Raw genomic sequence first — 24435 nt, 5'->3', positions numbered from 1 at the left:
TTCATTCCTCCATTACATACGGTTATCATGCCAGAAGTTCACTGGGAAGTGACTCTCTTCATGATAAGCTTCAAACTCATAACCTTTTTCTTTTAGCCCCTTTAAAATTGCTGGCACAGCAGCAACTGATTGCGGGTGAATATCATGCATTAAAATTACTTCTTGTGGTTTTGTTGCGTTTGTTAATACGTTTTGAGCAATTTGTGCTGCAGCTGCATCAACTGGCATTTTATTGTATCTCCAATCTAATGAATCAATTGTCCAATCCCATACTTTAAATCCGCCTTCTACCACTTTATTTCGGAGACCTTCATTCAATCCAGGCATCGAACCATATGGAGGACGTGTTAATTTAGGTGATTTCCCAATAATATTAGCGATTAAACCTTGATCTTCTTTCATCTCATTTACATACTCGCCATTTTTATATAACTTTGCGAAATTATGTGTCATACTATGCATGCCTACATAATGACCCTCAGCATTTTCACGTTTCACTAAATCAGGAAATTCTTTTACATTCGCTCCAATTAAAAAGAACGTCGCCTTCGCATCATGTTGTTTTAGCGTATTTAATAATTCAGCCGTATATTTCCCTGGCCCATCGTCAAATGTAAGATAAGCAACTTTTCTTTCTTTTCCATTAAAACGACTTGGTGCCGTTTTATTCATTTCAACTTTCGGCTGTTCACTTGCAAGCTGCACTACATTTTCTTGTTTCGCAACAGCTTTTGCTGGTGAAGTAATTGATTGAAACATGTAATACCCAATAGCTACTGCGGCAATCGCTATTAAAACGACTACTATTTGTTTAATTTTTAAAGCTTTTTCCATTCTATCGAATTCCTCTCCCTATTAATCTTATATATAAATCGCCCAATATAATTATACATCTATTTATTTTTATTTCACCATATAAATAGATTTTATTTGTATTATAATGGGAGTTTTATCAAAATTGTTGTTCCTATTCCTTCTTTGCTTGTAACACTAAGCACACCGCCATGAAGCTCTACCATTTTTTTAACGATAGCTAAACCAATACCTGCACCTGCAGCATGATTATTAATTTGGTAAAATGATTGCTCAATATATGGTAAATGTTCTTTAGCAATTCCAATCCCTTCGTCTCTTACCTTAATCACTGCTTGTCCTTCTATTTTAGTCGCTTCAATGTGTATTGTACTTTTTTTATGTGAATACTTAATTGCATTTTGAACAATATTCAAGAAAACTTGCTTTAACCTATTTCGATCTCCCATCAATTCAATTCGGTCTATAGTAGTAATAAATTGAATTTCCTTCTCTTCCGATTTAGGAGTTAATTGCCAAATCGTCTCCTCTAGTATATCGTACAACTGCACCTTTTGTTTATATAAATTAAAATGATTTGATTGTAATCTTGAAAAATCTAGCAATTCTTCTACTAAATGAATCAATCTATCTGTCTCACCTGAAATAATGCCCATACCTTGCTTTATTTCTTCTTCTGTTAAATGATCTACTGTTTTTAACGTCTCACTCCAACCTTTAATTCCTGTTAAAGGCGTTCGTATTTCGTGCGAAATAGAAGCAATGAATTCATTTTTCATCTGCTCAGCCTTATCTATTTTATAGGCCATATAATTTAAACTATGTGCCAATTCACCTAATTCTCCAGGATAATCTTCTTTAATTTTTTGCTTTAATGTGCCTTCTGCAATTTGTGAAGAGGCTTGAATAATGGATTCAATTGGCTCAACAAATGAATTTGCCAAACGTCTACTAATTAAGAAGGCGACTCCCGAAATAACAATACCTACAGAAATAGTAAACGTAATAATTTCAATAATCTTTTTATTTACATTTGTTAAAACAGTCGTATATTTTAAAACACCAATAGTTTGTCCTTGATGTATAAGTGGGCTTAGCACCTCTAGTTGTTTTTTATTACCTTTCGTAGTAACTTGATTATATATTTCACCTTCTAATAATGATTGTGGAATATTCACTTTACCTTTTACCTTTTCACCACTTGAAGATTGTATAACCGAGCCGTGACGATCAATTAACTGTAATTCTGTTCCTTCTAATTGAAAGCTACTAATTATGTCACCACTATATTCTTGTAATCGAATAAAGTATAGTGAATTGTATTCTGAAAAAAAACGTGTACTCGTTTTCGCATGAGACTCTATATATTGCACAATACCATTATAATAGTATCGATAAATTGAGACTGAAAATACAACTTCAAATAATACAAGCATAAGTGTAATGACCGTCATAAAATATAAAGTCACTTTCCGTTTCATCTTATACTTTCCTTCCACACATATCCTTTTCCCCACACCGTAAGAATAAATTCAGGTTCTGATGGATTACATTCTATCTTTTGACGTAACCGTCTCATATTTACATCTACTACTTTCGTCTCACCTACGTAATTGGTTCCCCAAATCATATTTAAAATTTCATCACGCGAAACTGGCTTTGAAGCCTGATTCATTAAATACTGTAATATCATATACTCTGTAGGTGTTAAATCGACTAATTGTCCATCTTTATACAATCTTTCTTCTATAATATTTAACGAAAATGGACCTGACGTAACAATATTCGTTTTTTCTTCATGTACTTCTATTCTTCTTAATAAAGACTGTATACGTGCAGTTAATACTACTGGACTAAACGGTTTTGCAATATAATCATCTGCACCTATTCCTAGTCCTTGCACCTTATCTTCATCTTGTACACGTGCAGTTAACATAATAATACCCATTTTTTCATTTTCTTTCCTGATAGCCTTACAAACTTCTAAACCATCAATCCCCGGTAACATTACATCCAGCAGTGCTATATCAACAGTTTGTTCACTCAAAATTTGTAACGCTTCTTCTCCAGTAGTAGCTTCTATTACATAAAATCCAGCACGTTTTAAATTTAAAACAATAAAGCTACGGATCGTTAATTCATCTTCTAAAACTAAAATTTTTGACATAATTCCCACCTCCTACTCTTGTTGATAATCCGCTAGCGGTTTTATATATGCTTTCACTTTTTCAAATTCCGATTGCTTCGGTACTGCATATACGTGAGAAGCCGTTTTAATTGCTGCGCTGTAGCCTTTTATATTGAACCATTCTTTCCGCTTAAAAATATGAACTTCAAGCCATATTTTATTTGTTCTTGTATCCAAAAACTTTTGAGAATTTGATTCTTTTTGCTGATCTGGTATTGTAATTTTCCCTATTAACTCTTTAGGAATTTTCACATAATACCCTTTTTCTATATCTATATATCGTTCTTCAATTGGTTTAATTCCAGATTCACTCCACTGTATGTAACGTTCAAAAAGCGGACTATCACCATGTGATTTATCTTCCCAACCTTTTGGGCGTACAGTACGAACAAATTCAATAATGCCGTCTTCATTAACATCTTTACTTTCTACAACATATTCATTAAATAAATCTTCTTTCCCATCTATAGGTAATACTTCATAATGATCCTGATCAAATTTTGCTACATAAGTTATACCTGAATGAGCCCCTGTTCCCGCATCGATTACAACTGCCTTTAATGATTTAGAAATACGACCCATTTGTATTCTTTGAATACTATTTATATACGGATCAAATGTAACCTCTGACAATACCTTAAACTTTTCAATGAACTGAACCTTCAACTGTTCATCTTTCATATGCGAAACAAGGCTTATGTCTTTAAAACCATTTTTGTTTAAATCATCTATAAATAACTTTGTATACTTCTGTCTATAAAATTCCTTTATATCGTCACTCTCATCGGAAAAAACATACATTGTGTTTTCTAATAAATCACGATTGGTAGTTATTCCTATCAATAGTTCCCTTTTCCCACTCCCTGTGAAATCTCCTACCTCAACAATATCTACTTCTTCCCCATCAAATGTATAGGTTGACTTCATATTCCATCCATTATTTTTCTTCTCATATACGGCTAAATATATATGATAATCTTCATTAGGTATTTTATATACGATGACAGCTTCTTTTTTATTATCTCGCTCGAAATTCATTGACCATGTCGTCTGTTTATCTCTATTAGACATTGGAGTAAGTAAGCGATAATTAACAGGTAAATCTTTATCAATTTGTTCCTTTAATTCATTAATCCATTTTTCATTTGTAGGAGCTTCCATTAGACTTGTTGGAGCTTCAGACATTTTACATCCAGTCAATATAAAGATAATTCCCATCATACTTAACCATTTCTGCATATGATATCTTTCCTTACCACAAATTTTGAATATGTCCTTTTACTTTTTTACCTATCCATTATACTCATACATATGAGTATAATTTTTCTAAACTAAAAAATCGTTACAGAAAAGTTACAAATACATTCCAAAAAAAAAGATTGGCAAAAGCCAATCTTTTTTTATTATTCATTTCGGACTGATTTTGGCGTTACACCTAAATGATCATTTAATTTTTTTGAAATATCTTTTACATTTTTTTCATTTGGAATGTAATAATAAATACCACCGATACGTTTATCTGTGCCTTCTATTTGCAATTTTTCCATTTCCAAATTAGATCCTGCCATATTTTTTGTGATGGCAAGCATATCGTCAAATGTTAAGTTCGTTTTCATATTTTTATCAACCGCATCTAGTAAAGAGCCCATTTTGCTAATTGATTGAACAGACATCGCTTTTTTGGCAATTGCTTCTATTACAAGTTGCTGTCTCTGTCCACGCATTGCGTCACTATCAATTTTACGCGTTCTTGCAAGTGCAAGTGCTTGTTCTCCATTTAAATGTTGGTAACCTTTTTCTAAATGGATCATACCAGCTTGGTCTTTACTATCTTGTTCAGTGAAAGTAACTGGTACATCAATATCAATACCACCAATTGAATCGACAATTTGTACGAATGATTCAAAGTTAAACTTCACATAATAATCAACAGGGACATTTAAGAATCTTTCCACCGTATCGCGTGTGCTTTCTACGCCACCAAATACGTGAGCATGAGTAATTTTATCTAATTTTTTTCTAGTTGGAATATAAACACGTGAATCACGTGGAATACTTACTAGCTTAACAGACTTATCATCTTTATTAATTGTTGCTAATAAAAGTGCATCTGTTCGAACTGCTTCGCCATATTGGCTTTTTCTCATTTCACTTCCATCTACACCCATGATTAATATTGAAATATTATCCTTTAAAGGTTCAACTTCTTTATCACGCTTTGATGACTTTTCAATTTTCGCATACGCATCATTTACAACAGCTTTTGCTTTATTATATATAAACGAACCATATCCTACTCCTCCAAAAATAAGTAGGAAAAATGGAATTAATATGAACCATTTTATTGACTTTCTTTTAGAACGCTTTTTATTACTTCTCGTATTTTGTTCTAATTCAGAGCTCATACCCATTCGCCTCTCTTTCTCTTTACCAAGTATAATGTAAGTCTATTTATCTTCATATTGAATTTCCTTTCAGTAACCTTACAATTTTGTAAGGTTACTACTAAAACCCAATATGTATTCCATTTCACATTATACTCTCGTACTTATTTTTGGCAAGTCACTATTTACCAATTTCAAAAATTTAGCACTTCGCAACATGCAAATTTATAAATTCATTAACTCTTTCATTTTAAATTAGGATATCTTTTTCCAGATAAACGATATGAATAAAGAGTCCAGCTAATGATAAAACCTCTATGAATACAGTATATTTCACGTTATTATTTCTCAAACGGCGTATACATGCTTTTCTTCCCCTGATTATCAATAAAAGCCGACTTTGCTTTTATTTTCGTTTTTTCTACTTCCATGTCTTCATTTGAGAAGTTCACAATGATTTTAATATTTTTTCCATAAGAAACAGATTGTACTAGCTTATCTTCTGACAAATACGCAAAATTCGTCATCTCTTCTTTTACTGCTTTTTCATGAACTTCATTCCAAACTTTTAGATGCTCTGTAATTTCTTTTTTATGCTTATTCCACTCTACTTCATCTAAATGGTACAACGGAGGAACATTATACAATAATTCAGACAGCATTCGATTTCCAACTTCATCTTTTACCTTTAAACTTCCCCATTCCCAATGGTGCGTTGTAATAACGGAATCATTGTATACTAATTTATATAATGGTACCGAATATACTGGGTTTAAATACACTTGTTTATATTCTTCTTTCAATGGTACTTGTTTTGCATATTTTTCGGGAACATTTTGATTTGGTGACCAATATCCACCGACATAATACGGACTTGTTTTATTTTTCCGCATATCTTCATCGTCCCATTTAATAACAGGTGTTTCAATTCCGTGTGCAAATGCAATCGTACTACTAGCAAAATCATTTCCACCTTCAGAACCAACGACCATACCCTTTTCTTGCGCAATGTAGTCCATTCGTTTTAAACGTGCTTTTAAATCTTGCTCTTGTGTCGTTATATGTTTCGCTGAATAGTCATCGTAAATTTCACCTGTCGCATCACAATCAATAAACCATGAATTATATTTAGGACCATTTTGTAATATATCATTCATGCGTTCCTTTACACTAGGCAGCGATAAAGTCGGGTTTAACTTGCGACCTCTGCCTAAAAAGCCTTGCACCTTTTCTCCGTTTTTCTTCGTTACAGTAGCCTCTTCATATAATGATGGGTCATTAAAGGATGCTGTGTTCCAATTTTTATCACTTTTTTCGTGAATGGAATGATATGAATCATACGGACCAACTAAATACCCCATTTCCTTCGCTTTTGTCACGAAATTAGGTTGCATAAATCCTTGTTCCCAGTTCGGCAGACCAATCCACGCTTTTTCTATTCCTACCTCTTTCATTTCCTTTAGTATGTCCGTTCCATCTGCATTACCCCATTTACTTACCTCTTCAACCGCATCACCAAGTAGCGACTTTAATAAATGCTTATTTAAGCTATACAATTCTGTGTTCGTTAAGTGACCTACACCTTTCTTTAATAGCACACTAGCTTCCTGATCAACGTTTTGAAAAATATCCTCTTTATAAAATTCCTTCATGGATAATACTTCGTTTATATAACGTAAAATAACATTTTTTTGATACTTATCAATGAAATCTTGTTTACTTACTTGATCTAATACATTCAGTTCCCCAGGCTCTGAACTATTCTTTTGAATAAGTTCTTTTATATGACTAAACAGCGGGCTATTTATTTGCTCCCTTAGTTTTGGCCAATTTATATTATTTTCTGATAGACCATTTTGATTCCAAAAATAAAAATGCGCCGCTCCATATAACTTTTCGATTTCTTTATTTTTTCTAGCCTTTTCTTGTAATGTTTTAAATTCACCTTTTCGAACAATATCATCCTTATACAGTTTAGCAATGCTTACCGCATCATTATTTGTCACATATAATTGAAATCCATATGTTTTATTTTTATTTATGCTCGGAAATTCATGTGTAAAATCAAATCCTATTTTCGGATCCGAATGAAACTTCAATTCATTATTAAACATATTGTTTGCAATATATACAATTGAATATTTCGAACCATTTAATGCGAAAAACTTCATAGAAAATGATTCAGCAAATGAATATGCATCATCCTTTAAAAACTTCTTCCAATTCTCATCATTGCTCGGAATTTGCTTACCCTCCCATAACGGAAGTGTATAATTTTCAGCTTCTACTTTCGGCCATGTAAAGCTTTCTGCACCAGTCGATTCCACTTCAATGTTTAAGTGGTCTTTTTTCTTTTCTAATTTTATTTTTACTTTTTGATCTGGATATTCCCACGATGTACGATCCTTTTCTTTTTTTACATTCGATACCTTCATTTTCGGTAGGGGTCGTGATGCCTGTTCCTTTACCCCCTCATGTTCTACAGTTAATGTGAATGTTTCTGGATTTACATCATAAGTAAAATCTTTATACGTCGATTTCTTTATTTTAGACTCTTGTACAGCATTACTACCTTTTACGTCACAACCGACTAAAGTCGAAAATGGCATAGTTGTTAGAAGACATATCGCTATCATTTTTTTCATCCTCTGCACCTCCACCAATGAATATACAGGTGGTTTGTTACAGGAATGTGGCAAAAAATAATAGAGCTAGCATTTTGCTAGCTCTATTTGGATTATTAAAAGTTGATATGAACAACTATAACTTGCTTAGAAGATATGTAATACAGTAACTGCATTTTTTCTCAACAATTATGAAACTAAACAAATCAAAATTTTAACAAGCATTCTTTAACTGAAAAAATAAGTGTATACAATGTATCCTAAAAGTAGTACTAAAATGATTATCCCTGTACCTTTCCAATTCATACCGCCTGCTATATCAACTGGACTACCTGTTTCCGCTCTATTGAGTCCGTCATGTAAAGAACCCGTAGGATTACTTTTTAATTCAATTTGTCTCATACGCTCTCTTTTTTCTTCTGGTGACTCTTTATTCATTTAATCACCTCCAAAATGAATGCACTCTTTACTTACATTATTCAAAATCAACATTTGTTTTATATTTTTTTCCGAAAAAACCTAATTTAAAATAGGTTTGCAACGTAAAGAGAGCTAGCCATGCCAGCTTTCTTTACGATCCAATATGCTCTTCCTTATTTACAATAATACCTTTATGGTCGATTTCAAGCTCACATACTTTCATATCTGTAAATACTCTCGCTAATTGCTCAGCGATTTCTTGACGTTTCTCATATGGCGTTAATATAAAAATAGATGGTCCCGCACCGCTAAGTGCTGTACCGTACGCACCAAATTCTTTTGCGCATTTACGAATAGATGGTAATAACGGTACGAGTTCTAAACGATATGGCTCGTGAAAATGGTCTCTCTCCATCATTTCCCCTACAACTTCCCACCGCTTTTGACATAATGCAGCTACTAATACGTTACTTATCGCACTAGCTTTAACTGCCTCATGAAACGGAAACATCTTTGGTAATACAGATCGACTTTCATCTGTATTTAATTCTTCATTCGGAATAAGAGAAATTACCCCTAACTCCTTGCTCTCAATTCTTACGACGGAAATATCCTTTCCATCAAGTGCTCCGATTACAGTTCCACCTAATATAGAAGCAGCAACATTATCAGGATGTCCTTCAAAATTTGTAGCAATTTGAACTTTTTGATCAGCAGTTAAGTTCAAATTGCCTAGTTGATTCGCAAGTTCTATCCCAGCTACAATCGCTGATGCACTACTTCCTAGCCCTCTTGTTAATGGGATATTACTAGTAACTTCTATTATATGGGGTGATATAGAAGGACAGACTTTACATGCCGTGCTAACGATTAAATTTTTATCGTCTGTCGGAATTGATTCTTCAAAGGAATGGATTACTTGCCATTTATCAGCTTTTTCTTTAACCACCACATCTAAATACAATGACAAAGCTATTCCAACTGAATCAAATCCAGGACCAACATTTGCCGTACTAGCAGGGACACGAACACTTAATGGTATCACGACATAATCACCCCTTTAATATGATCTTTAATCTGTTCTATATCATTTGACAAACTTGCGATGTCTAGTTGATTTGAAGAAATAGCGATATCAGGATCCTTCAAACCATTTCCAGTTAATACTGCAACAACTGTTTCTCCCTTTTTGATTTTTCCAGATTTAACATGTTTAATTACGCCAGCTAATGAAGCATTTGATCCCGGTTCAGCGAAAACTCCTTCAGTTTTTGCCAATAACCTATACGCATGTAAAATTTCTTCATCTGATACCATATCTATTTCACCACAAGACTGCTCGGCAGCCTCTACTGCATACGACCAACTTGCTGGGTTACCAATGCGAATTGCTGTTGCAATTGTTTCAGGCTCTTCAATTACATGCCCTTTTACAATTGCCGCTGCTCCTTCTGCTTCAAAGCCATGAATTCTTGGCTTCTTATAACCTTTTTCTTTCTCATATTCACAGAAGCCTTTCCAATATGCTGTAATATTCCCTGCGTTCCCAACAGGGATAGCTAGAACATCTGGTGCATTTTGCAATTGGTCACAAATTTCAAATGCTGCCGTTTTTTGTCCTTCAATTCGATAAGGATTCACTGAATTTACTAATGTAATCGGCTCTTCTGCAGCAATATTTCTTACAGCCTTAAGTGCATCATCGAAATTCCCTTCTATTGAAATAATTTCAGCTCCATAAGCGACCGCTTGCGCTAATTTTCCATGCGCAATCTTTCCTTCAGGGATTACGATTATACATTTCATCCCAAGACGTGCCGCATATGCTGCAGCTGATGCTGATGTATTACCTGTTGATGCACAAATGATTGCTTCTGAACCTTCTTCTTTCGCCTTAGCAACTGCCATCACCATACCACGATCTTTAAAAGAACCTGTCGGATTCGCTCCTTCGTACTTACCATATAGCTGAATCCCTAATTGCTTGGATATATTTAATAACGGAATAAGAGGTGTATTTCCTTCCATTAAACTGACATCAGGTGTGTTTTCATTCACCGGTAAATAAGAAGCATATTGTTTTAATAGTCCTTTATACATATTGTTTTTCCTCCTCAATAATGTAGTAACTGTTTATTTCACTTGCGACAGCTTCTATCGCTCCTAAAACTCGTTCGAATTGATACTTGGAAGTTCGATGTGTCACAACAACAACTTCTGCCAGTTCACGGTTTAAAGGTAATTGAATAACTTCTTTTAAACTTACAGAGTAATTAACGAAACATTCTGTTATTTTTTGTAACATCCCAGGCTCATCTCGTAATGAAATACGCAAGAAATATTTCGAAACTACTTCTTCATCACCTTGTAATTCATAAGGAACTGGTTCTTTTAACGCACTTTTATTTTTCGGCACTTGATTCATATTTTTAACAATGGAAATAATATCACTTACTACAGCAGAACCAGTTGGCAACTTTCCAGCTCCAGGTCCGTAAAACATTACTTCTCCTACCGCTTGACCGTGAACATATACTGCATTAAATTCATTATTCACATTTGATAATGGATGCTGGCTCGGTAAAAGCGTCGGTTCTACACTTAAATGAATGGCTGATCCTTGTTTTTCTGCTTTCCCAATTAACTTCATAGTAAATCCTAACTTTTCAGCCATTTGTAAATCTTCTTTTTCGACCTTTCGAATCCCTCTTACTTGCACATCATCTAATGAAACATTCATCGAAAAACCTAAGTTTGCAAGAATTGCTACCTTTCTCGCCGCATCTAGTCCATCTACATCTGCTGTCGGATCCGATTCTGCAAAACCTAATTTTTGCGCTTCCTGTAAAGCCTCTTCATAAGACCACCCATTTTGACTCATTTTTGTTAACATATAATTTGTTGTACCATTTACAATTCCCATTATTTTTTCAATTTGATCTGATGCTAGCCCGTCAGTTAGTCCTCTTAACACTGGAATACCGCCTGCTACGCTCGCTTCATAACATAAATCACAATCATTATCGTTCGCCAGTTGAAGAAGCTCTGCACCGTATACAGCCATTAAATCTTTATTTGCTGTCACGACATGTTTCTTATTTCGTAAAGCCTTAACAATATGCTGCTTCGCTTCTTCAATTCCGCCCATTACCTCTACTACAATATCAATATTCGAATCATTTAGAACTTCATCTGCATGACTTGTGACTGCAATCCCGTCAATACAAACATCGCGTTCTTTTTCCAAATCACGTACAACGACTGTTTTCACTTTCACTTCGTATCCTGTATCAAGAGCGATTTTTTTATAATGTTCTTTCAAAATATGAACAACACCACTTCCGACCGTACCTAAACCTAATACTCCAACATTTATAACGTTATTCATCTTCTAATCTCCTCCTAAAAGTTTAATTGTTACACCTATAAATCACCTTACTCTGCTTTTTTGTCATGCAGGTGGTGGTTATTTCCGTACTTATAAATCGTTTCATGTTACCGCACCTCCCTTCAAAGTAATAAAAAAAACACACCCATCCCTAGGAAAGGGACGAATGTGTTTTCGTGGTTCCACCCTTGTTCCAATCTAGACGTATTTCTCCCTAGATTGCTCAAGTTCAGATAACGGCTGATACCGTCAATAATTACTAGATTACTCGTTCACTATTGAAGTTCAAAGGTGGTAAAATCATTTCTCGTGTTAGGAAGCTCACACCCTTGGCTTCCCTCTCTGTAAACCGTAAAAATGATTTCTTGTCCTTATCGTTACTTTTTCGTTCATGTTTATTTGTTAACTCATTATACTCGCCTAAAAAACAAAATCAATACTATTTTTTAATTATTTTAAATTTTCAATCTCTAAATCCGTAAAAAAACACACTCATCCCTAGGAAAGGGACGAATGTGTTTTCGTGGTTCCACCCTTGTTCCAATCTAGACGTATTTCTCCCTAGATTGCTCAAGTTCAGATAACGGCTGATACCGTCAATAATTACTAGATTACTCGTTCACTATTGAAGTTCAAAGGTGGTAAAATCATTTCTCGTGTTAGGAAGCTCACACCCTTGGCTTCCCTCTCTGTAAACCGTAAAAATGATTTCGTGTCCTTATCATTACTTTTTCGTTCATGTCTATTTGTTAACTTATTATAGTTATCAACTTTTTAAAAAGCAAGCCTATTTTTACTAACTATTTTCAAAATAACTTTTTATTATATTTCACAATAGCATTATGCAACTGCCACTCAATTTACCTATTTTGTCATTTCTCCAGTTTATAAATCAACGGTTCATATATAAAGTGAGACTTTAATCAGTGGGGATTTTGTTCATCCCCACTGATTATTAGCCTTCACCAATCGGGCTTTTACGGGCAGTTGATCCCCACCTGACTTCTTTGTTTTCGCTGAATTTTGAGGTAGGGGTGTTACTGCCCGTTAATGCGGGATAAATCCCCATTCTAAAACCCGTACATACTCACCTTACAAAATTATATCAATAAAATTTTTAATACAATCTTTTTGTATAACTTTCTTCTAAAGAACGTGCAACATCTTCTTCTGAAGCATTCACTTTCGCATGCTCCAGCAACATTTTTGCTGCTGATGGTAACTCTTTTTTATTTAACCAAGATTCTGGATTCCACATCTTAGAACGAATAAACGCTTTTGCACAATGAATGTAACACTCTTCTATTTCAACAACAATTCCAAGCAACGGATTGCGTCCATTCGCCTGCATTTCTTTCAAAATTTCTTCATCGTTTGTAATATACGCTCGGCCATTTATTCTAAGTGTCTCCCCAAGACCTGGAATAAAAAAGATTAGTCCTACACGTGGATTTGAAATAATATTCAAAATGGAGTCTATACGACGATTTCCTGGCCTTTCTGGAATGATAATTTTATTATTATTGAGTACGTATACAAATCCAGGTGCGTCTCCTCTCGGCGAGGCGTCACACTCCCCCAACTTATTTGCAGTAGATAATACTAGAAAAGGAGATTTAGAAAGGAAATCTACACAATGGTGGTCTAATGATGAAATAACTTTTTTCAATGCTCGCTCACTTGGTTTCCCCAATATTTTCCGTAACTCTTCCTCTGTTGAAATAATCGATTTTATTTCCATACGCTCTATCTCCACTTATAATCGCCCCTTTTTCTTTATTTTCCCAAAATTCAATACGAATATTGTATAATAAAATTTGCAGAAAGGGGAATTAAAATGACAGAGTGGTTAACAATATTTGATTATGAAAGAAATACACTTGGGAAGAAATTACGTGATGAAGTGCATCGTGACGGTGATTGGCACGAAACATTTCATTGTTGGTTTGTAGAAAAAGATGCTAAAGATATATTCTTATATTTCCAATTACGCTCTAAAAATAAAAAAGAAGCTCCACTTATATGGGATATTACTTCAGCTGGACATATTATGCATGATGAAGATGTACAAATTGGTGGTCTTCGTGAAATCGAAGAAGAATTGGGGCTTTCCTTTCAAACTACTGATTTAGTATACAAAGGAATCTTTAAAATAGATTATGAAATTTCAAATCTTACTGATCGTGAATTTTGTCATATGTATTTTCACAATGTCATCAATCCACTTCCATTCGCACCAGGTGAAGAAGTAGACGATGTGATGAAAGTACATGCAACTTCTTTTCTACAACTATTAAAAGGAGAGATTTCATCTTTAACGACTATTTCAGTCTTAAACAATACACCGATTACGATAACATTTGAAGATATTTATCCGTATGATCTTGCATACTATGAATTTGTTATAGAGCAAGGAAAAGAATTATTAAAAAATAATAGTTTATAAATAAAATAGGACTCCTAGCATAATATTGCGTAGAGTCCTATTTTTTATTATTGTTCAAGGATTTTTAATCTACTCTCTACTTGTATAAATAAACGAATCATTAATAACAGCATAGCCACTATAATCACTATTATTGTATGTGGATATCTAAACAGTATACTAATAACACTTCCAATTAACATCATGATAAATCCGTTTTGCTTCATCACTTCTGCACTATACCTGTTACCCGCATCCCATAATTCCTTATTTTTCATAGATCGTTTCGTACGATAACCATATGCCGCATTAATATCGGTCGGTGGATTTTTTTGAAGAATAATTGCCGCAAGTATAAAAATAATACCAATCAATATGCTTATTCCTATGTTTACTAGTGCATCAATCAATTATATCCCCCCCTAACTTACACTTTCATTATACGACACAACCCTTATTTTTCCAATTTATAACACATTCACTTTCTTTCTTTTGATGTCTGGAACATACTTGGAAGTGTTACAAAACGTGCCCCTTTCGTTTTTAACTGCGGAATGATTTTGTCTAGTGCATCAACAGATCCTTGTAAATGCCCACCTGGAGTAGAATGCTGCAGTATGACACTACCTGGAAATGAATTCCCTAACACATTATTTGTAATCGTATCGGCACTTACACCTTTCCAATCAACTGTATCAACACTCCACTGTACAATCATAAAATTTTGCTCAGTTGCCCAATTCAATTGATTTTCAAGTATTTCACCATACGGTGGACGTATAAATTTAGGGGCATAGCCGGCTAAACGTTTTAATATTTCTTCCGTTTTTATAATTTGATTACGGTACTCAGCGTCATTTACTTTCGCTAAATTCGGATGACTGTACGTATGATTACCAATTACATGCCCTTCATTTGCAATACGCTTTACTACATTCGGAAATTTTTCTGCGTTTTCACCAAGTAAGAAAAAAGTAGCTTTTACATTATGTTGTTTTAACTTATCTAATATTTTTGGCGTGAATTCTGAATCTGGTCCATCATCAAATGTAAGAGCTACTTCCGCTTTATTATACGGTCCTGAAAATGCGTACGCATATTTTTCAACCCATGTAAATGGTGTCCACGATCCACGATCATCTGCTTTCATTTGTACTTCATAGCTTTGAGGGATATATGCGTATGGCAATGCGCTTATATAATCTCCATAATAAAATGAGTTATATGGCATATAAGCATACGAAACATCTCGTTCTAGTCCCCATTGATATGGAGCAAACATTTCTGGCGAATAAAAATAATACATGATAAAAAACCTCCCTAAATTTTCATATGTGATTCATCTGCACTTTGTTAGAGAAATTGTTATTCATAAACAAAAATAAGACTGTCCTTAATTAGGACAGCCTTACTACTTTATATTATTAATAAATTGATGTACTATCTTTTGGCAAAGCTTTCACATGTTTTAAATAGTTCGTCACTTTATCATCATCTTCTTGCGGATATTGATATTCATACGTGTTAGCGATTTCGTTCGCCACTTCCCTAAATAAATCACTCATGACAAAGAATGACTCCCATATGTTTTCATATTCAGCATTAGAAAATGTCCTTTTAAATTGCTCCCACATATCTTCTTCAATATATTGCTCGAAATGCTTTCCAAACTTCCCTGTATTAACTGTAAAGTCTGTTTTCATACCAATATGCCATTCTAGCATTACGATGAACATATCTCGCACTGGTCCTTCAAGCATTCCTTTTGCATAAGAAAGTTCCTCTCTCCATAACCCTTTTGCCACATTTGTACTACACCACCAAAATTCATTACAGCAATCCAAAAACTCTTTTTCTGTAGGCTTTTTTATTAAGTAATCCTTATCGCTTGCTGGCGGGAATCCTTCCATACAATTATCTTTATCAAGAAGCAGTTTACTTAAACTATCTTGTCCAACGAACTTTTTTATTAACTCAACTGGAACTAGCGTTAAATCAATCCGATTCCCATCCATGAACTGCATTAAATATGGAAACTTCCCATCTTCATCTGGTTGAACTAACGACATTTCTTCTGGCATTTGTACTATCATTATTTCTCCAAATCTATGAACCCAATTATGATTAGACGTAAAAGATTGTATATCATTTACAACATACATAATATCATAGTCTTGAAAACAATCTCTTTTCACATTTGGATTTACACGCGATCCATTCATGATAACTGCTCGAATTCTTTCATCCTCTTTTGCTATATTTATAATTACGTCTAACATTTCTTTTTCAGTTCTCATCTATTTATATCCTCCAATTTTTTAATATATAATATAGTGTTATGTATATTGGAGGTCCACGAGCTAATCTCGTTATACACGATACATGTTATAATTTTTGAAACTTCTTTTTCATCCCTTGTTCCTCCTTACATCACTCTTTTACAACTGCCATCCCTTTCAATTTCCCAATGCTTTCTACCATTCACTTTTAATTATACCGAAAATTCTGTCTCGAATACAAAAAATAAAGAAAGGACATCTACCCCTTACAGAATAGATATCCCTTCTTTTAAAGTTAAATTTAATTCCTATGGATTAGTAGACCAAAGCCCAGCAGATTTAATAAATGTACGTTTATTTAATTTCAGCTGCGCTACGATAAATTCTGCAATATCTTCTGCTTGCATTACTTTATCAGGGTTTCCATCAGTTAATCCTAAATCTACAGCCATATCAGTTGCTACTGTACTTGGAGTTAAAGCTGTTACACGAATGTTATGTTTGCGAACTTCCATCGCTAACGATTCTGTTAAGCCAAGGACACCAAATTTAGAAGCACTATATGCACTTGTTACAGGTGCACCTTTTTGTCCTGCTGTAGATGAAATGTTAATGATATCACCAGATTGTTGTTCAATCATGCTCGGTAAAGCTGCACGAGTTGCATAGTATACACCCATTAAGTTTACTTGAATGATTTTTTCCCAATCAGCAACGTCTAGTTCTAAAAACTTACCGAATTTAGAAATACCAGCGTTATTAATTAAAATATCGATAGATCCTAAACCATTTTTTAACGTTTCAATCGCAGTTGTTACTTCTTCATATGAAGAAACATCAGCAGTTGCAATAACAGCTTTTACACCTTCTGCTTCTACTTCTTTTGCTACAGCTTTTAAGTTTTCTTCTGAACGAGCTAATAAGCCTACATTTACGCCTTCTTTCGCTAATGCGATTGCTACAGCGCGACCAATCCCTCTACCTGCTCCTGTAATTAAAGCATTTTTACCTTGTAATAATTCTGCCAAGTATAACACTCCTTAATCATCTCAGTTATGTATTATATTAAAATTGTATCTATGTTTATGTAAAAAGGCAATGATGCACTTTCATGTGCGTAGGTTACTTGTAGGTAACTATAGAAAGTTTTTATTTATAAGTTTCATTTTTTTACCATTATTCATGTAAAATAAAAACAAATCCAGCATAGGGGAGTGTATGAGTATGAAAAGCGAAGGAAAAGCTTTTCAATATAATTGCAGTAACGGTAAATGCATTTTTAAAGAGAAATAGTGTTAGAAGGTTCTCCTTCTAACACTATTTCTCTTCATGATTCGGCATACGCACAATAAATTCAGTACCTTTTCCTTCCTCACTCTCCACTTTTATCTCTCCTTGATGAAGGTCGAGTACTTTCTTTACAATAGCTAAACCTAAGCCACTTCCTCCATAGGCACGATTTCGTGAAGAATCCGCTTTATAAAAACGCTCAAAAATATGTTGTTTCTGTTCTTCTGATATACCAATTCCTGAATCACGGATACGCACTTCCACTACTGTCTCATGTTCCTTTAACTGAATAGTAATCGTACCACCGCTTGGAGTAAATTTAATACTATTATGAATTAAATTAATCCACACTTGACTCATACTTTCTTGGTCAGCAATAACATATACTTTTTCTAAATCTAGTTCTAACTCAATTTCTTTTTCAGCCCAGAGTGGTTCACTATTTAACACAATTTGCTTTAATTGTTGATCTAATCGATAGCTCACTCTTTCTGGTGTATACTCTTCTGATTCTAAAAGAGTTAGCTTTAGTAAATTTTGACTTAGTTTAGATAATCTCGTTGTTTCAGTTTCAATAATGGTAAGATAATGCTTTCTTTTTTCCTCAGAAAGATTATCGTCTTGTAGTGCTCTAGCAAATCCTTTTATAGAAGTTAACGGTGACTGTATTTCATGAGAAACATTCGATACAAACTCTTGTCTCATTTTCTCCATCGTATTCAGTTCATCTGTCATATCATTTATACTTTTTACGAGCACGCCAATTTCACCATCATACTTTTCTTCATTTCTTATTTTTACGGAGAAGTCTCCTTTTGCAATTTTTTGTATCGGTTCAATAATAGTCCAAATCATCGCCTCTCGTTTTGGTCTCATTAATATTCCAATCAATGTCCAAATAAGAATAATAAAGACAAAACCGACCATATCACTAATTAGAAAGGCAACAAACGGCGATACGTTTACGTCAAAAGCATTCAATAAACTAGTTGCTACATAAAATGCGATAGACCAAATGATAGTAAGAAAAGAAAAGAGCGCTAATACCGCTCCAAATACTTTCAGCATCTTCAACTTACTCATTCGTTTTCTTTTTCTCATTTACTTACCTCTAAGCGATACCCTAATCCTCTTATTGTTTTAATACTAAATTTCGACTGCTCTTCTTGAAACTTCTCACGTAACCGATTAATATGAACGTCTAGTGTACGTTCATTCCCTTCAAAATCATATCCCCATATTTCTTCAATTAATTGCTCTCTCGAACAAGTTCTTCCCGATTTAGACCCTAAAGTAAAGAGCAGCTCAAATTCTTTTAACGGTAATGTAACCGTTTGTTCTCCAGATGTAACTTCGAATGTTTTACGATTTAATAATACATTTCCAACTTGAATCGATTGGGAAACTGTAATTTGGTAACGTTTCAATAATGCCTTTACTCTCACTACTAATTCTATAGGGTCAAATGGTTTTACAAGATAATCATCTGTCCCAAGGTGAAATCCTTTTACTTTTTGTGATGTTTCCCCTTTGGCAGTTAGCATCAGAACCGGGATATCATAGTATTTTCTTAATTCAAAACATACATCAAATCCATCCATATTTGGCATCATGATATCAAGAATAACCATATCGACTTTTACGTCATCCATTTTCTGAAGTGCATCTACTCCATCAATTGCCTCATATGTTTGAAAACCTTCTCGTTCTAAAAATACCGAAACGAGTTCTCTAATGTGTGGATCGTCATCTACTATTAAAATTTTAGGTATCAAAGGAACCATTTCCTTTCTACTTAGCATCTAATATATTTTTTAAAAATGAATCATCAGTGGAGTAAACTTCCCGCTGATGATTCATTTTATAATGCACCCTCTTTAATTTTCAATTGTTGCGTTGCAAACTCACGATACATATCATGCGTCTGTAATAATTCATCATGCGTACCACTACCTGTAAGATTCCCTTTTTCAATAAAGACAATTTTATCTGCATCTACAACAGTAGAAAGTCTATGCGCAATCACTAACGTTGTTCTGCCTTTCATTAAGTTATTTAACGCTTTTTGAACGACAGACTCAGATTTACTATCTAAGCTTGAAGTCGCCTCATCTAGCATAAGAATTTGCGGATTTCGAAGCAACGCTCGGGCAATGGCAATTCGCTGTCTTTGTCCCCCAGAAAGCTTCACACCGCGTTCTCCAACTTCTGTTGCATAACCGTTTGGTAAGTCATGAATAAATGCATCAACATATGCCATTGCTGCTACTTTTTCAATTTCTTCATCTGTTACTTCGCCCTCAACGCCGTAACAAATATTATCACGAATCGTTCCATCAATTAACGGACTATCTTGTGATACGTAACCGATTTGACGTCGCCATGACTCTAATGAATAACTCGTAATTAATTCTTTTCCTAATTTAATGGCACCACTAGTTGGCTCATAAAAACGTTCCAGTAATGAGAATAACGTTGTTTTCCCACTACCACTTGGTCCTACAATTGCTGTCACTTTTCCAGATTCAATTGTGAAATCAATATTTTTCAAAACTTGCTCTTCTTCGTTATACTCAAAATGTACATTTTCAAGAACGATCGGTTGCTTAGCATTTGTCACTTTCACACCAGTTTCATGATCTTCTACTTCATATTCTAAAATCGTACTAATTCTTTCCGTTGCACCAATTGCCTTTTGGAATTGTGTAAAGAACATAGATAATTGACTCATTGGCATTACAATTTGAACTAAATACAAAATAAACGCTACAAGTTCACCGGTTGTTAATGCACCGCTAGAAACTCGCATCCCGCCATACCCTACGATAATAACAAGTAGTGCCATTAAAACAAACGACATAACTGGCGAAATTAATGCTTGCACTTTTCCTTCTTTCAAACCAAATTGTAATAACTTTTGTATACCTGTATTACCCGTTTCATATTCTTTCTTTTCTGTATTTGAAGATTTCACTAAACGAATTTCTGATAACACTTGCGTTAACACACTTGTAAAAGATGCAGTTTCATCTTGAAGCGCTTTTGAAATCTTATACATTTTTCGTCCAAGTGGAACTAAAATTAACACAGACAACGGAATAACCGTTAAAAGTAACGCAGTCATTTTCCAATCTAAAACAAATAATACAATTAACGATCCAACAATTGAAATACCACCTGTTAATAAGTTTGACAAATGCTCAGAAATTAACGTTTTCACAACACCTGTATCATTCGTCATACGGCTAATCGTATCACCTGTTCTATTTTGATCGTAATAAGATACCGGCAAGATAAGTACCTTTTTCCACAAACGTTCTCTTAGTCCCGCTACAATCTTCTGCCCAATATAATTTAGTAAATATATAGACAACCCTGCCGCAATAGTTTGCATTACAAAGAAAGCAATTAACCCAACAATTTGTCCTACACTAATTGAAGAAAGCGAAAAATTATCTACTAATCCTTTTGTCAGCATAGGAATAAATAAACTCGCTCCCGTAGAAAGCAAACTCATTAACAACGCAAAAACTAAAATTCCTTTCGGAGGATTTGTATCTTGAATAAGGCGTAAAAACTGCCTCCAACTCCCTTTTTTCTTTATTTCATTTCTAACTTCCATTCCTGTTCATCTCCTCATGTTAAACAAAACTGTTCTTTCTAAAATTAGAATACGATACAAATGTAAACTGAATGTAAACACACTTTTTCTATTTTTACAAAATATACATAAAAATTCATCTTTACAACAGATATAAACATCTGATATTATTACCTGGTACTTAATATTATTCTATGTAAATTATAGATAAATAATTTAAAACACGATATAAATCTCCAGTTAGTGAAAGGAGTATCCTTTTTGCAAACAAATATACATTCTGAAAAGGAAACAATTATTTTTATTCATGGATTAGTTGGCAATCGTCGTGCCTTCAAAAAAGAGCAAAAACGATTTTCTGCCTCCTACAACATTATAACTTATGACTTATTAGGTCACGGTGATGATAAAGGAGAAGCAATCGACTTTTCATTACAGCGCCTCGTAGATCAATTATTAAACTTATATGAACAAGAAGGTATTAAAAAAGCACATATTTGTGCGCTAAGTTACGGCTGTTACATCTCTACAATTTTTGCACAAATGCATCCAGAAAAAGTATTAAGTATTTGTCATATTGGAGGACATTACAATAACCCTTCTCGTTTATATAATGTATTTCAAAATTTTTGGGAGAAGCGAGGAGATGAATACTCTAAATGGCTCTCTCAATACGCAAATACTATTTTTCCAAGCGGTATATTAAAAGCAAATCCGTTCGCAGTCATTTCAAGAAATATTTACTACCGTTTCGGATTACAATTACATTCATCCATAATTGCCCAGTCATTACGACATCGGTTAGAATTCGATTTAAAATCTAAATTAAAATCACTTCCTCACCCTATACTATGGGTAATGGGAGAGCATGATCATCTCTATAAATCTTGTCTATTTGATTTGAAATCTATTTTGCCTAACGTTCTATATAAGGAAATACCGTTAGCGGGACATGCAGCGAACTTATTTCGTCCTAACTATTTCCATGACTTATATGATCGATTTTTAAATGGAAAGTTAAAATAAAAACTATTAAACTTCCAATTTATTCAACTATAAAAAGGCTTCCCAAGTTTCCTTGGAAAGCCTTTTCTCTATACGAAAAGTATATAAAACTACTTTTTCTTAGTATGCTTTTGTGTAACCTAATAGGTGCTTGCTCCAGTAAGAGTTACTTACAGAACTAATACGTACACCAGTTGCATCTGTTTCTGCACTAATGAACTGACCGTTTCCTAAGTAAACACCCATGTGAGAAGGACCTGATTTATAAGTATTTTGGAAGTATACTAAATCACCTGGTTGTGGATTGCTAGTTTTTGTTTTAGAGCTCCAGTATCCAGCAACTGTTTGACGAGCGCCTTTATGACCAGTTTGATTTAATACGTAGTGAATGAATCCACTGCAGTCAAAACCAGCAGGTGTTGTACCAGCAGTTCTGTATGGTGAACCATTTAAAGATCTAGCGAATCCAGCGATTGAAGATGTATCTCCACCTGTTGTTGGTTTTTGTACGTCTTTACCTGGTTGTTGAACGTTATTTGTAACATTATTGTTATTTGTAACGTTGTTTACTCCGCCTTTTACAAACTTAACGAAGTCTGCACTTACGTAACCTGTGCGGCCGTTATGGTTAATTTTGTACCAACCATTTTCAGCACCAGTAACGTTTAATACTTTACCATTTGTTACTCCACCGATTACAGCGTTGTATGTAGCTGGGCCTGTACGTACTTTTAAAGCACCAGTGTTAACAACATAAGAACCACCAGTTTGAACTGTTGTAGTATTGTTGTTTGTAGTTGGTTGTTTTGTTTCGTTAGATACAGCAGAACCACCTTTTGTTACGAAGTCTTTGCTTACGTATCCAGTTCCACCATTGAAGTTGATTTTAAACCAATCTTGTACTTCACCTACAACTTGTACTGTTTTACCTTTGTTTACAGAACCTAATACTGTATGAGATGTACTTGGGCCTGTACGTACGTTAAGTGAAGAAACGTTTACTGTGTAAGTACCTGTTCCTTGTTGAACAGTCGTTCCTGTTTTGCCACCAGTCGTTACGAAGTCACCACTTACATAACCTGTTTGACCATTTACGTTTACTTTGAACCAACCATTTTCTTGTCCAACTACTTGTAGCACTTGGCCTGATTTTACTTTAGAAATAACGTTATGTCCTGTACCAGCACCTGAACGAACATTTAATACATCAGCAGTTACTGTGTATTTTAATTCAGAAGTTGTTTCTACAGTTTTTGTTTCAGTTACAGTCGTTTGAGTTTGAGTTTGTCCATTAATTTCTTTTAGCGCTTCATTTGAAACTTGTGCATGAGCAGAATCCATTCCTGGAACTGCAACGCCAGCTACAGAAGCTGCTGCTAAACCTGCAATTACTTTTTTCATAAGTTGTCTTTACTTCCTTTCCCTACTATCCTCTTAAAAAAAACTTAAAACTTTAATACTTTACAATATTATCAAAGTAAAATATTCATCCAGTTCCATTTTTTAGCAAGAGTTTTATTTTTCACACGTAGTTCATTTTAAATGAACAAAGTGAAATCCGTGTGAACTTCATGTGAACTTTATCATTAAACATAGTGTTTTTGCAATGGTTTTTTCAAATTTCTTATATATCGCATAAAAATTCGACATTCTATTTAATATTTTAATATAAAATATCCCTTTTCTATCTATTATAAAAAACTCTATTAACCTAATACAAACTCAAGTATGTATTTCCTTATAAAGCTCCTTACATGACGTATACTTTCATCATGACAAAAATCACTCTATTTATCAATAGTATAATATTTTTAGAAAACTAAATTTCTATACTATCTACAATTTTGAAATAATTTGACGAATTGTAAGATTTATTTCACAAAAGCCATTTCTCCTTTAAAGAAAACACACACTATATCAACTGTTCTCTTTTTCCCATAATGGAATTTATAGGATATTTATAGTATTATATACATATCTTAATAAACAATAATTTTAGCGAATTGATTAAAGTTTCA

21 protein-coding genes, 1 pseudogene and 2 other annotated features are annotated in these 24435 nt (G+C 34.0%); of the genes and pseudogenes, 3 read left to right on the top strand and 19 right to left on the bottom strand.

The genetic code is table 11. The features are described from left to right. Positions 1-12: 12 nt before the first annotated feature. The 11 genes from ACTFRM_RS05910 to ACTFRM_RS05860 form a co-directional block, all read right to left on the bottom strand. Positions 13-834 (bottom strand): peptidoglycan-N-acetylglucosamine deacetylase, encoded by an 822-nt coding sequence (locus ACTFRM_RS05910; RefSeq protein WP_000409484.1) that lies wholly within the window; start codon positions 832-834, stop codon positions 13-15. 101 nt (positions 835-935) lie between these two features. Further along, positions 936-2294: a sensor histidine kinase gene (locus tag ACTFRM_RS05905; RefSeq protein WP_440043121.1), complete on the bottom strand. Its 1359-nt coding sequence runs from the start codon at positions 2292-2294 to the stop codon at positions 936-938. Further along, the gene (locus ACTFRM_RS05900; protein ID WP_000036068.1) at positions 2291-2980 is read right to left on the bottom strand and encodes a response regulator transcription factor; all 690 of its coding nucleotides are present in this window, start codon (positions 2978-2980) and stop codon (positions 2291-2293) included. The genes ACTFRM_RS05905 and ACTFRM_RS05900 overlap by 4 nt, the downstream gene beginning before the upstream one ends. Before the next feature lie 12 nt (positions 2981-2992). After that, positions 2993-4240: a hypothetical protein gene (locus tag ACTFRM_RS05895; protein ID WP_001174871.1), complete on the bottom strand. Its 1248-nt coding sequence runs from the start codon at positions 4238-4240 to the stop codon at positions 2993-2995. A 164-nt stretch (positions 4241-4404) separates the two neighbouring features. Next, positions 4405-5406, bottom strand: a complete 1002-nt coding sequence (locus tag ACTFRM_RS05890) for an LCP family protein (protein WP_002182662.1) — start codon at positions 5404-5406, stop codon at positions 4405-4407. 320 nt (positions 5407-5726) lie between these two features. Beyond that, entirely contained in the window at positions 5727-8030 is a 2304-nt protein-coding gene (locus ACTFRM_RS05885) for a glycoside hydrolase (protein ID WP_000738105.1), read from the bottom strand. A gap of 207 nt (positions 8031-8237) precedes the next feature. Then, complete coding sequence (locus ACTFRM_RS05880) at positions 8238-8447, bottom strand: DUF6366 family protein (RefSeq protein WP_001031473.1); 210 nt, start codon at positions 8445-8447, stop codon at positions 8238-8240. 133 nt (positions 8448-8580) lie between these two features. Continuing rightward, positions 8581-9474 (bottom strand): homoserine kinase, encoded by an 894-nt coding sequence (gene thrB, locus ACTFRM_RS05875; protein ID WP_000612682.1) that lies wholly within the window; start codon positions 9472-9474, stop codon positions 8581-8583. After that, positions 9471-10529, bottom strand: a complete 1059-nt coding sequence (thrC, locus tag ACTFRM_RS05870; protein WP_000276434.1) for a threonine synthase — start codon at positions 10527-10529, stop codon at positions 9471-9473. The genes thrB and thrC overlap by 4 nt, the downstream gene beginning before the upstream one ends. Continuing rightward, positions 10522-11817, bottom strand: coding sequence for a homoserine dehydrogenase (locus ACTFRM_RS05865; RefSeq protein WP_016124457.1), 1296 nt, complete (start codon positions 11815-11817; stop codon positions 10522-10524). Before ACTFRM_RS05865 ends, thrC begins: the two co-directional genes overlap by 8 nt. 155 nt (positions 11818-11972) lie before the next feature. After that, positions 11973-12204, bottom strand: a binding site (T-box leader). Positions 12205-12319: 115 nt separating this feature from the next. Beyond that, positions 12320-12551: a binding site (T-box leader), on the bottom strand. Positions 12552-12934: 383 nt separating this feature from the next. Then, positions 12935-13573 (bottom strand): pyridoxamine 5'-phosphate oxidase family protein, encoded by a 639-nt coding sequence (locus ACTFRM_RS05860; protein WP_000402134.1) that lies wholly within the window; start codon positions 13571-13573, stop codon positions 12935-12937. Positions 13574-13654: 81 nt separating this feature from the next. On the opposite strand from ACTFRM_RS05860, the gene ACTFRM_RS05855 reads away from it, so the two are divergent. Next, on the top strand, positions 13655-14263 hold the full coding sequence (locus ACTFRM_RS05855; protein ID WP_440043120.1) for an NUDIX hydrolase: 609 nt from the start codon (positions 13655-13657) through the stop codon (positions 14261-14263). 47 nt (positions 14264-14310) lie between these two features. On the opposite strand, the gene ACTFRM_RS05850 is transcribed toward ACTFRM_RS05855, so the two are convergent. The 4 genes from ACTFRM_RS05850 to ACTFRM_RS05835 all read right to left on the bottom strand — a co-directional run bounded on the left by ACTFRM_RS05850 (position 14311) and on the right by ACTFRM_RS05835 (position 17549). Further along, positions 14311-14649, bottom strand: coding sequence for an SdpI family protein (locus ACTFRM_RS05850; protein ID WP_440043156.1), 339 nt, complete (start codon positions 14647-14649; stop codon positions 14311-14313). Between the two features lie 71 nt (positions 14650-14720). Then, positions 14721-15548: a peptidoglycan-N-acetylglucosamine deacetylase gene (locus ACTFRM_RS05845; protein WP_000291203.1), complete on the bottom strand. Its 828-nt coding sequence runs from the start codon at positions 15546-15548 to the stop codon at positions 14721-14723. A gap of 118 nt (positions 15549-15666) precedes the next feature. Beyond that, a complete protein-coding gene (locus ACTFRM_RS05840; protein ID WP_001258540.1) occupies positions 15667-16539 on the bottom strand; it encodes an aminoglycoside 6-adenylyltransferase in 873 nt (290 codons plus the stop codon). A 290-nt stretch (positions 16540-16829) separates the two neighbouring features. Then, a complete protein-coding gene (locus ACTFRM_RS05835; protein ID WP_000818985.1) occupies positions 16830-17549 on the bottom strand; it encodes a 3-ketoacyl-ACP reductase in 720 nt (239 codons plus the stop codon). A 196-nt stretch (positions 17550-17745) separates the two neighbouring features. Between ACTFRM_RS05835 and ACTFRM_RS05830 the strand changes: the two are divergent. Then, positions 17746-17814 (top strand): annotated as a pseudogene (locus tag ACTFRM_RS05830) (DUF3139 domain-containing protein); the annotation flags it as partial. A 24-nt stretch (positions 17815-17838) separates the two neighbouring features. On the opposite strand, the gene hitS reads toward ACTFRM_RS05830, so the two are convergent. The 3 genes from hitS to ACTFRM_RS05815 form a co-directional block, all read right to left on the bottom strand. Next, positions 17839-18912, bottom strand: a complete 1074-nt coding sequence (hitS, locus tag ACTFRM_RS05825) for an envelope stress sensor histidine kinase HitS (protein WP_001231627.1) — start codon at positions 18910-18912, stop codon at positions 17839-17841. After that, on the bottom strand, positions 18909-19586 hold the full coding sequence (gene hitR, locus ACTFRM_RS05820) for an envelope stress response regulator transcription factor HitR (protein ID WP_000612414.1): 678 nt from the start codon (positions 19584-19586) through the stop codon (positions 18909-18911). Before hitR ends, hitS begins: the two co-directional genes overlap by 4 nt. A gap of 86 nt (positions 19587-19672) precedes the next feature. Continuing rightward, the gene (locus tag ACTFRM_RS05815) at positions 19673-21433 is read right to left on the bottom strand and encodes an ABC transporter ATP-binding protein (RefSeq protein WP_000453869.1); all 1761 of its coding nucleotides are present in this window, start codon (positions 21431-21433) and stop codon (positions 19673-19675) included. Positions 21434-21673: 240 nt separating this feature from the next. On the opposite strand from ACTFRM_RS05815, the gene ACTFRM_RS05810 reads away from it, so the two are divergent. Next, positions 21674-22438: an alpha/beta fold hydrolase gene (locus ACTFRM_RS05810; protein ID WP_001194306.1), complete on the top strand. Its 765-nt coding sequence runs from the start codon at positions 21674-21676 to the stop codon at positions 22436-22438. 99 nt (positions 22439-22537) lie between these two features. On the opposite strand, the gene entFM is transcribed toward ACTFRM_RS05810, so the two are convergent. After that, a complete protein-coding gene (entFM, locus tag ACTFRM_RS05805; RefSeq protein ID WP_000755521.1) occupies positions 22538-23818 on the bottom strand; it encodes an enterotoxin EntFM in 1281 nt (426 codons plus the stop codon). Between the last annotated feature and the right edge of the window lie 617 nt (positions 23819-24435).

Origin of the sequence: Bacillus cereus group sp. MYBK227-1 (assembly GCF_051916325.1) — a bacterium.
Taxonomy (GTDB): Bacteria; Bacillota; Bacilli; order Bacillales; family Bacillaceae_G; genus Bacillus_A; species Bacillus_A cereus.
This window is presented reverse-complemented; position numbering and strand designations above follow the sequence as displayed.

What these genes read in the sequence shown, in the direction of transcription:
- thrC (WP_000276434.1), bottom strand. Translation starts at nt 10,529, where the DNA reads ATGTATAAAGGACTATTAAAACAATATGCTTCTTATTTACCGGTGAAT.
- ACTFRM_RS05840 (WP_001258540.1), bottom strand. Translation starts at nt 16,539, where the DNA reads ATGAGAACTGAAAAAGAAATGTTAGACGTAATTATAAATATAGCAAAA.
- ACTFRM_RS05900 (WP_000036068.1), bottom strand. Translation starts at nt 2,980, where the DNA reads ATGTCAAAAATTTTAGTTTTAGAAGATGAATTAACGATCCGTAGCTTT.
- ACTFRM_RS05905 (WP_440043121.1), bottom strand. Translation starts at nt 2,294, where the DNA reads ATGAAACGGAAAGTGACTTTATATTTTATGACGGTCATTACACTTATG.
- ACTFRM_RS05845 (WP_000291203.1), bottom strand. Translation starts at nt 15,548, where the DNA reads ATGTATTATTTTTATTCGCCAGAAATGTTTGCTCCATATCAATGGGGA.
- entFM (WP_000755521.1), bottom strand. Translation starts at nt 23,818, where the DNA reads ATGAAAAAAGTAATTGCAGGTTTAGCAGCAGCTTCTGTAGCTGGCGTT.
- ACTFRM_RS05910 (WP_000409484.1), bottom strand. Translation starts at nt 834, where the DNA reads ATGGAAAAAGCTTTAAAAATTAAACAAATAGTAGTCGTTTTAATAGCG.
- ACTFRM_RS05815 (WP_000453869.1), bottom strand. Translation starts at nt 21,433, where the DNA reads ATGGAAGTTAGAAATGAAATAAAGAAAAAAGGGAGTTGGAGGCAGTTT.
- ACTFRM_RS05880 (WP_001031473.1), bottom strand. Translation starts at nt 8,447, where the DNA reads ATGAATAAAGAGTCACCAGAAGAAAAAAGAGAGCGTATGAGACAAATT.
- hitS (WP_001231627.1), bottom strand. Translation starts at nt 18,912, where the DNA reads ATGAGAAAAAGAAAACGAATGAGTAAGTTGAAGATGCTGAAAGTATTT.
- ACTFRM_RS05855 (WP_440043120.1), top strand. Translation starts at nt 13,655, where the DNA reads ATGACAGAGTGGTTAACAATATTTGATTATGAAAGAAATACACTTGGG.
- ACTFRM_RS05890 (WP_002182662.1), bottom strand. Translation starts at nt 5,406, where the DNA reads ATGAGCTCTGAATTAGAACAAAATACGAGAAGTAATAAAAAGCGTTCT.
- ACTFRM_RS05895 (WP_001174871.1), bottom strand. Translation starts at nt 4,240, where the DNA reads ATGCAGAAATGGTTAAGTATGATGGGAATTATCTTTATATTGACTGGA.
- ACTFRM_RS05885 (WP_000738105.1), bottom strand. Translation starts at nt 8,030, where the DNA reads ATGAAAAAAATGATAGCGATATGTCTTCTAACAACTATGCCATTTTCG.
- ACTFRM_RS05865 (WP_016124457.1), bottom strand. Translation starts at nt 11,817, where the DNA reads ATGAATAACGTTATAAATGTTGGAGTATTAGGTTTAGGTACGGTCGGA.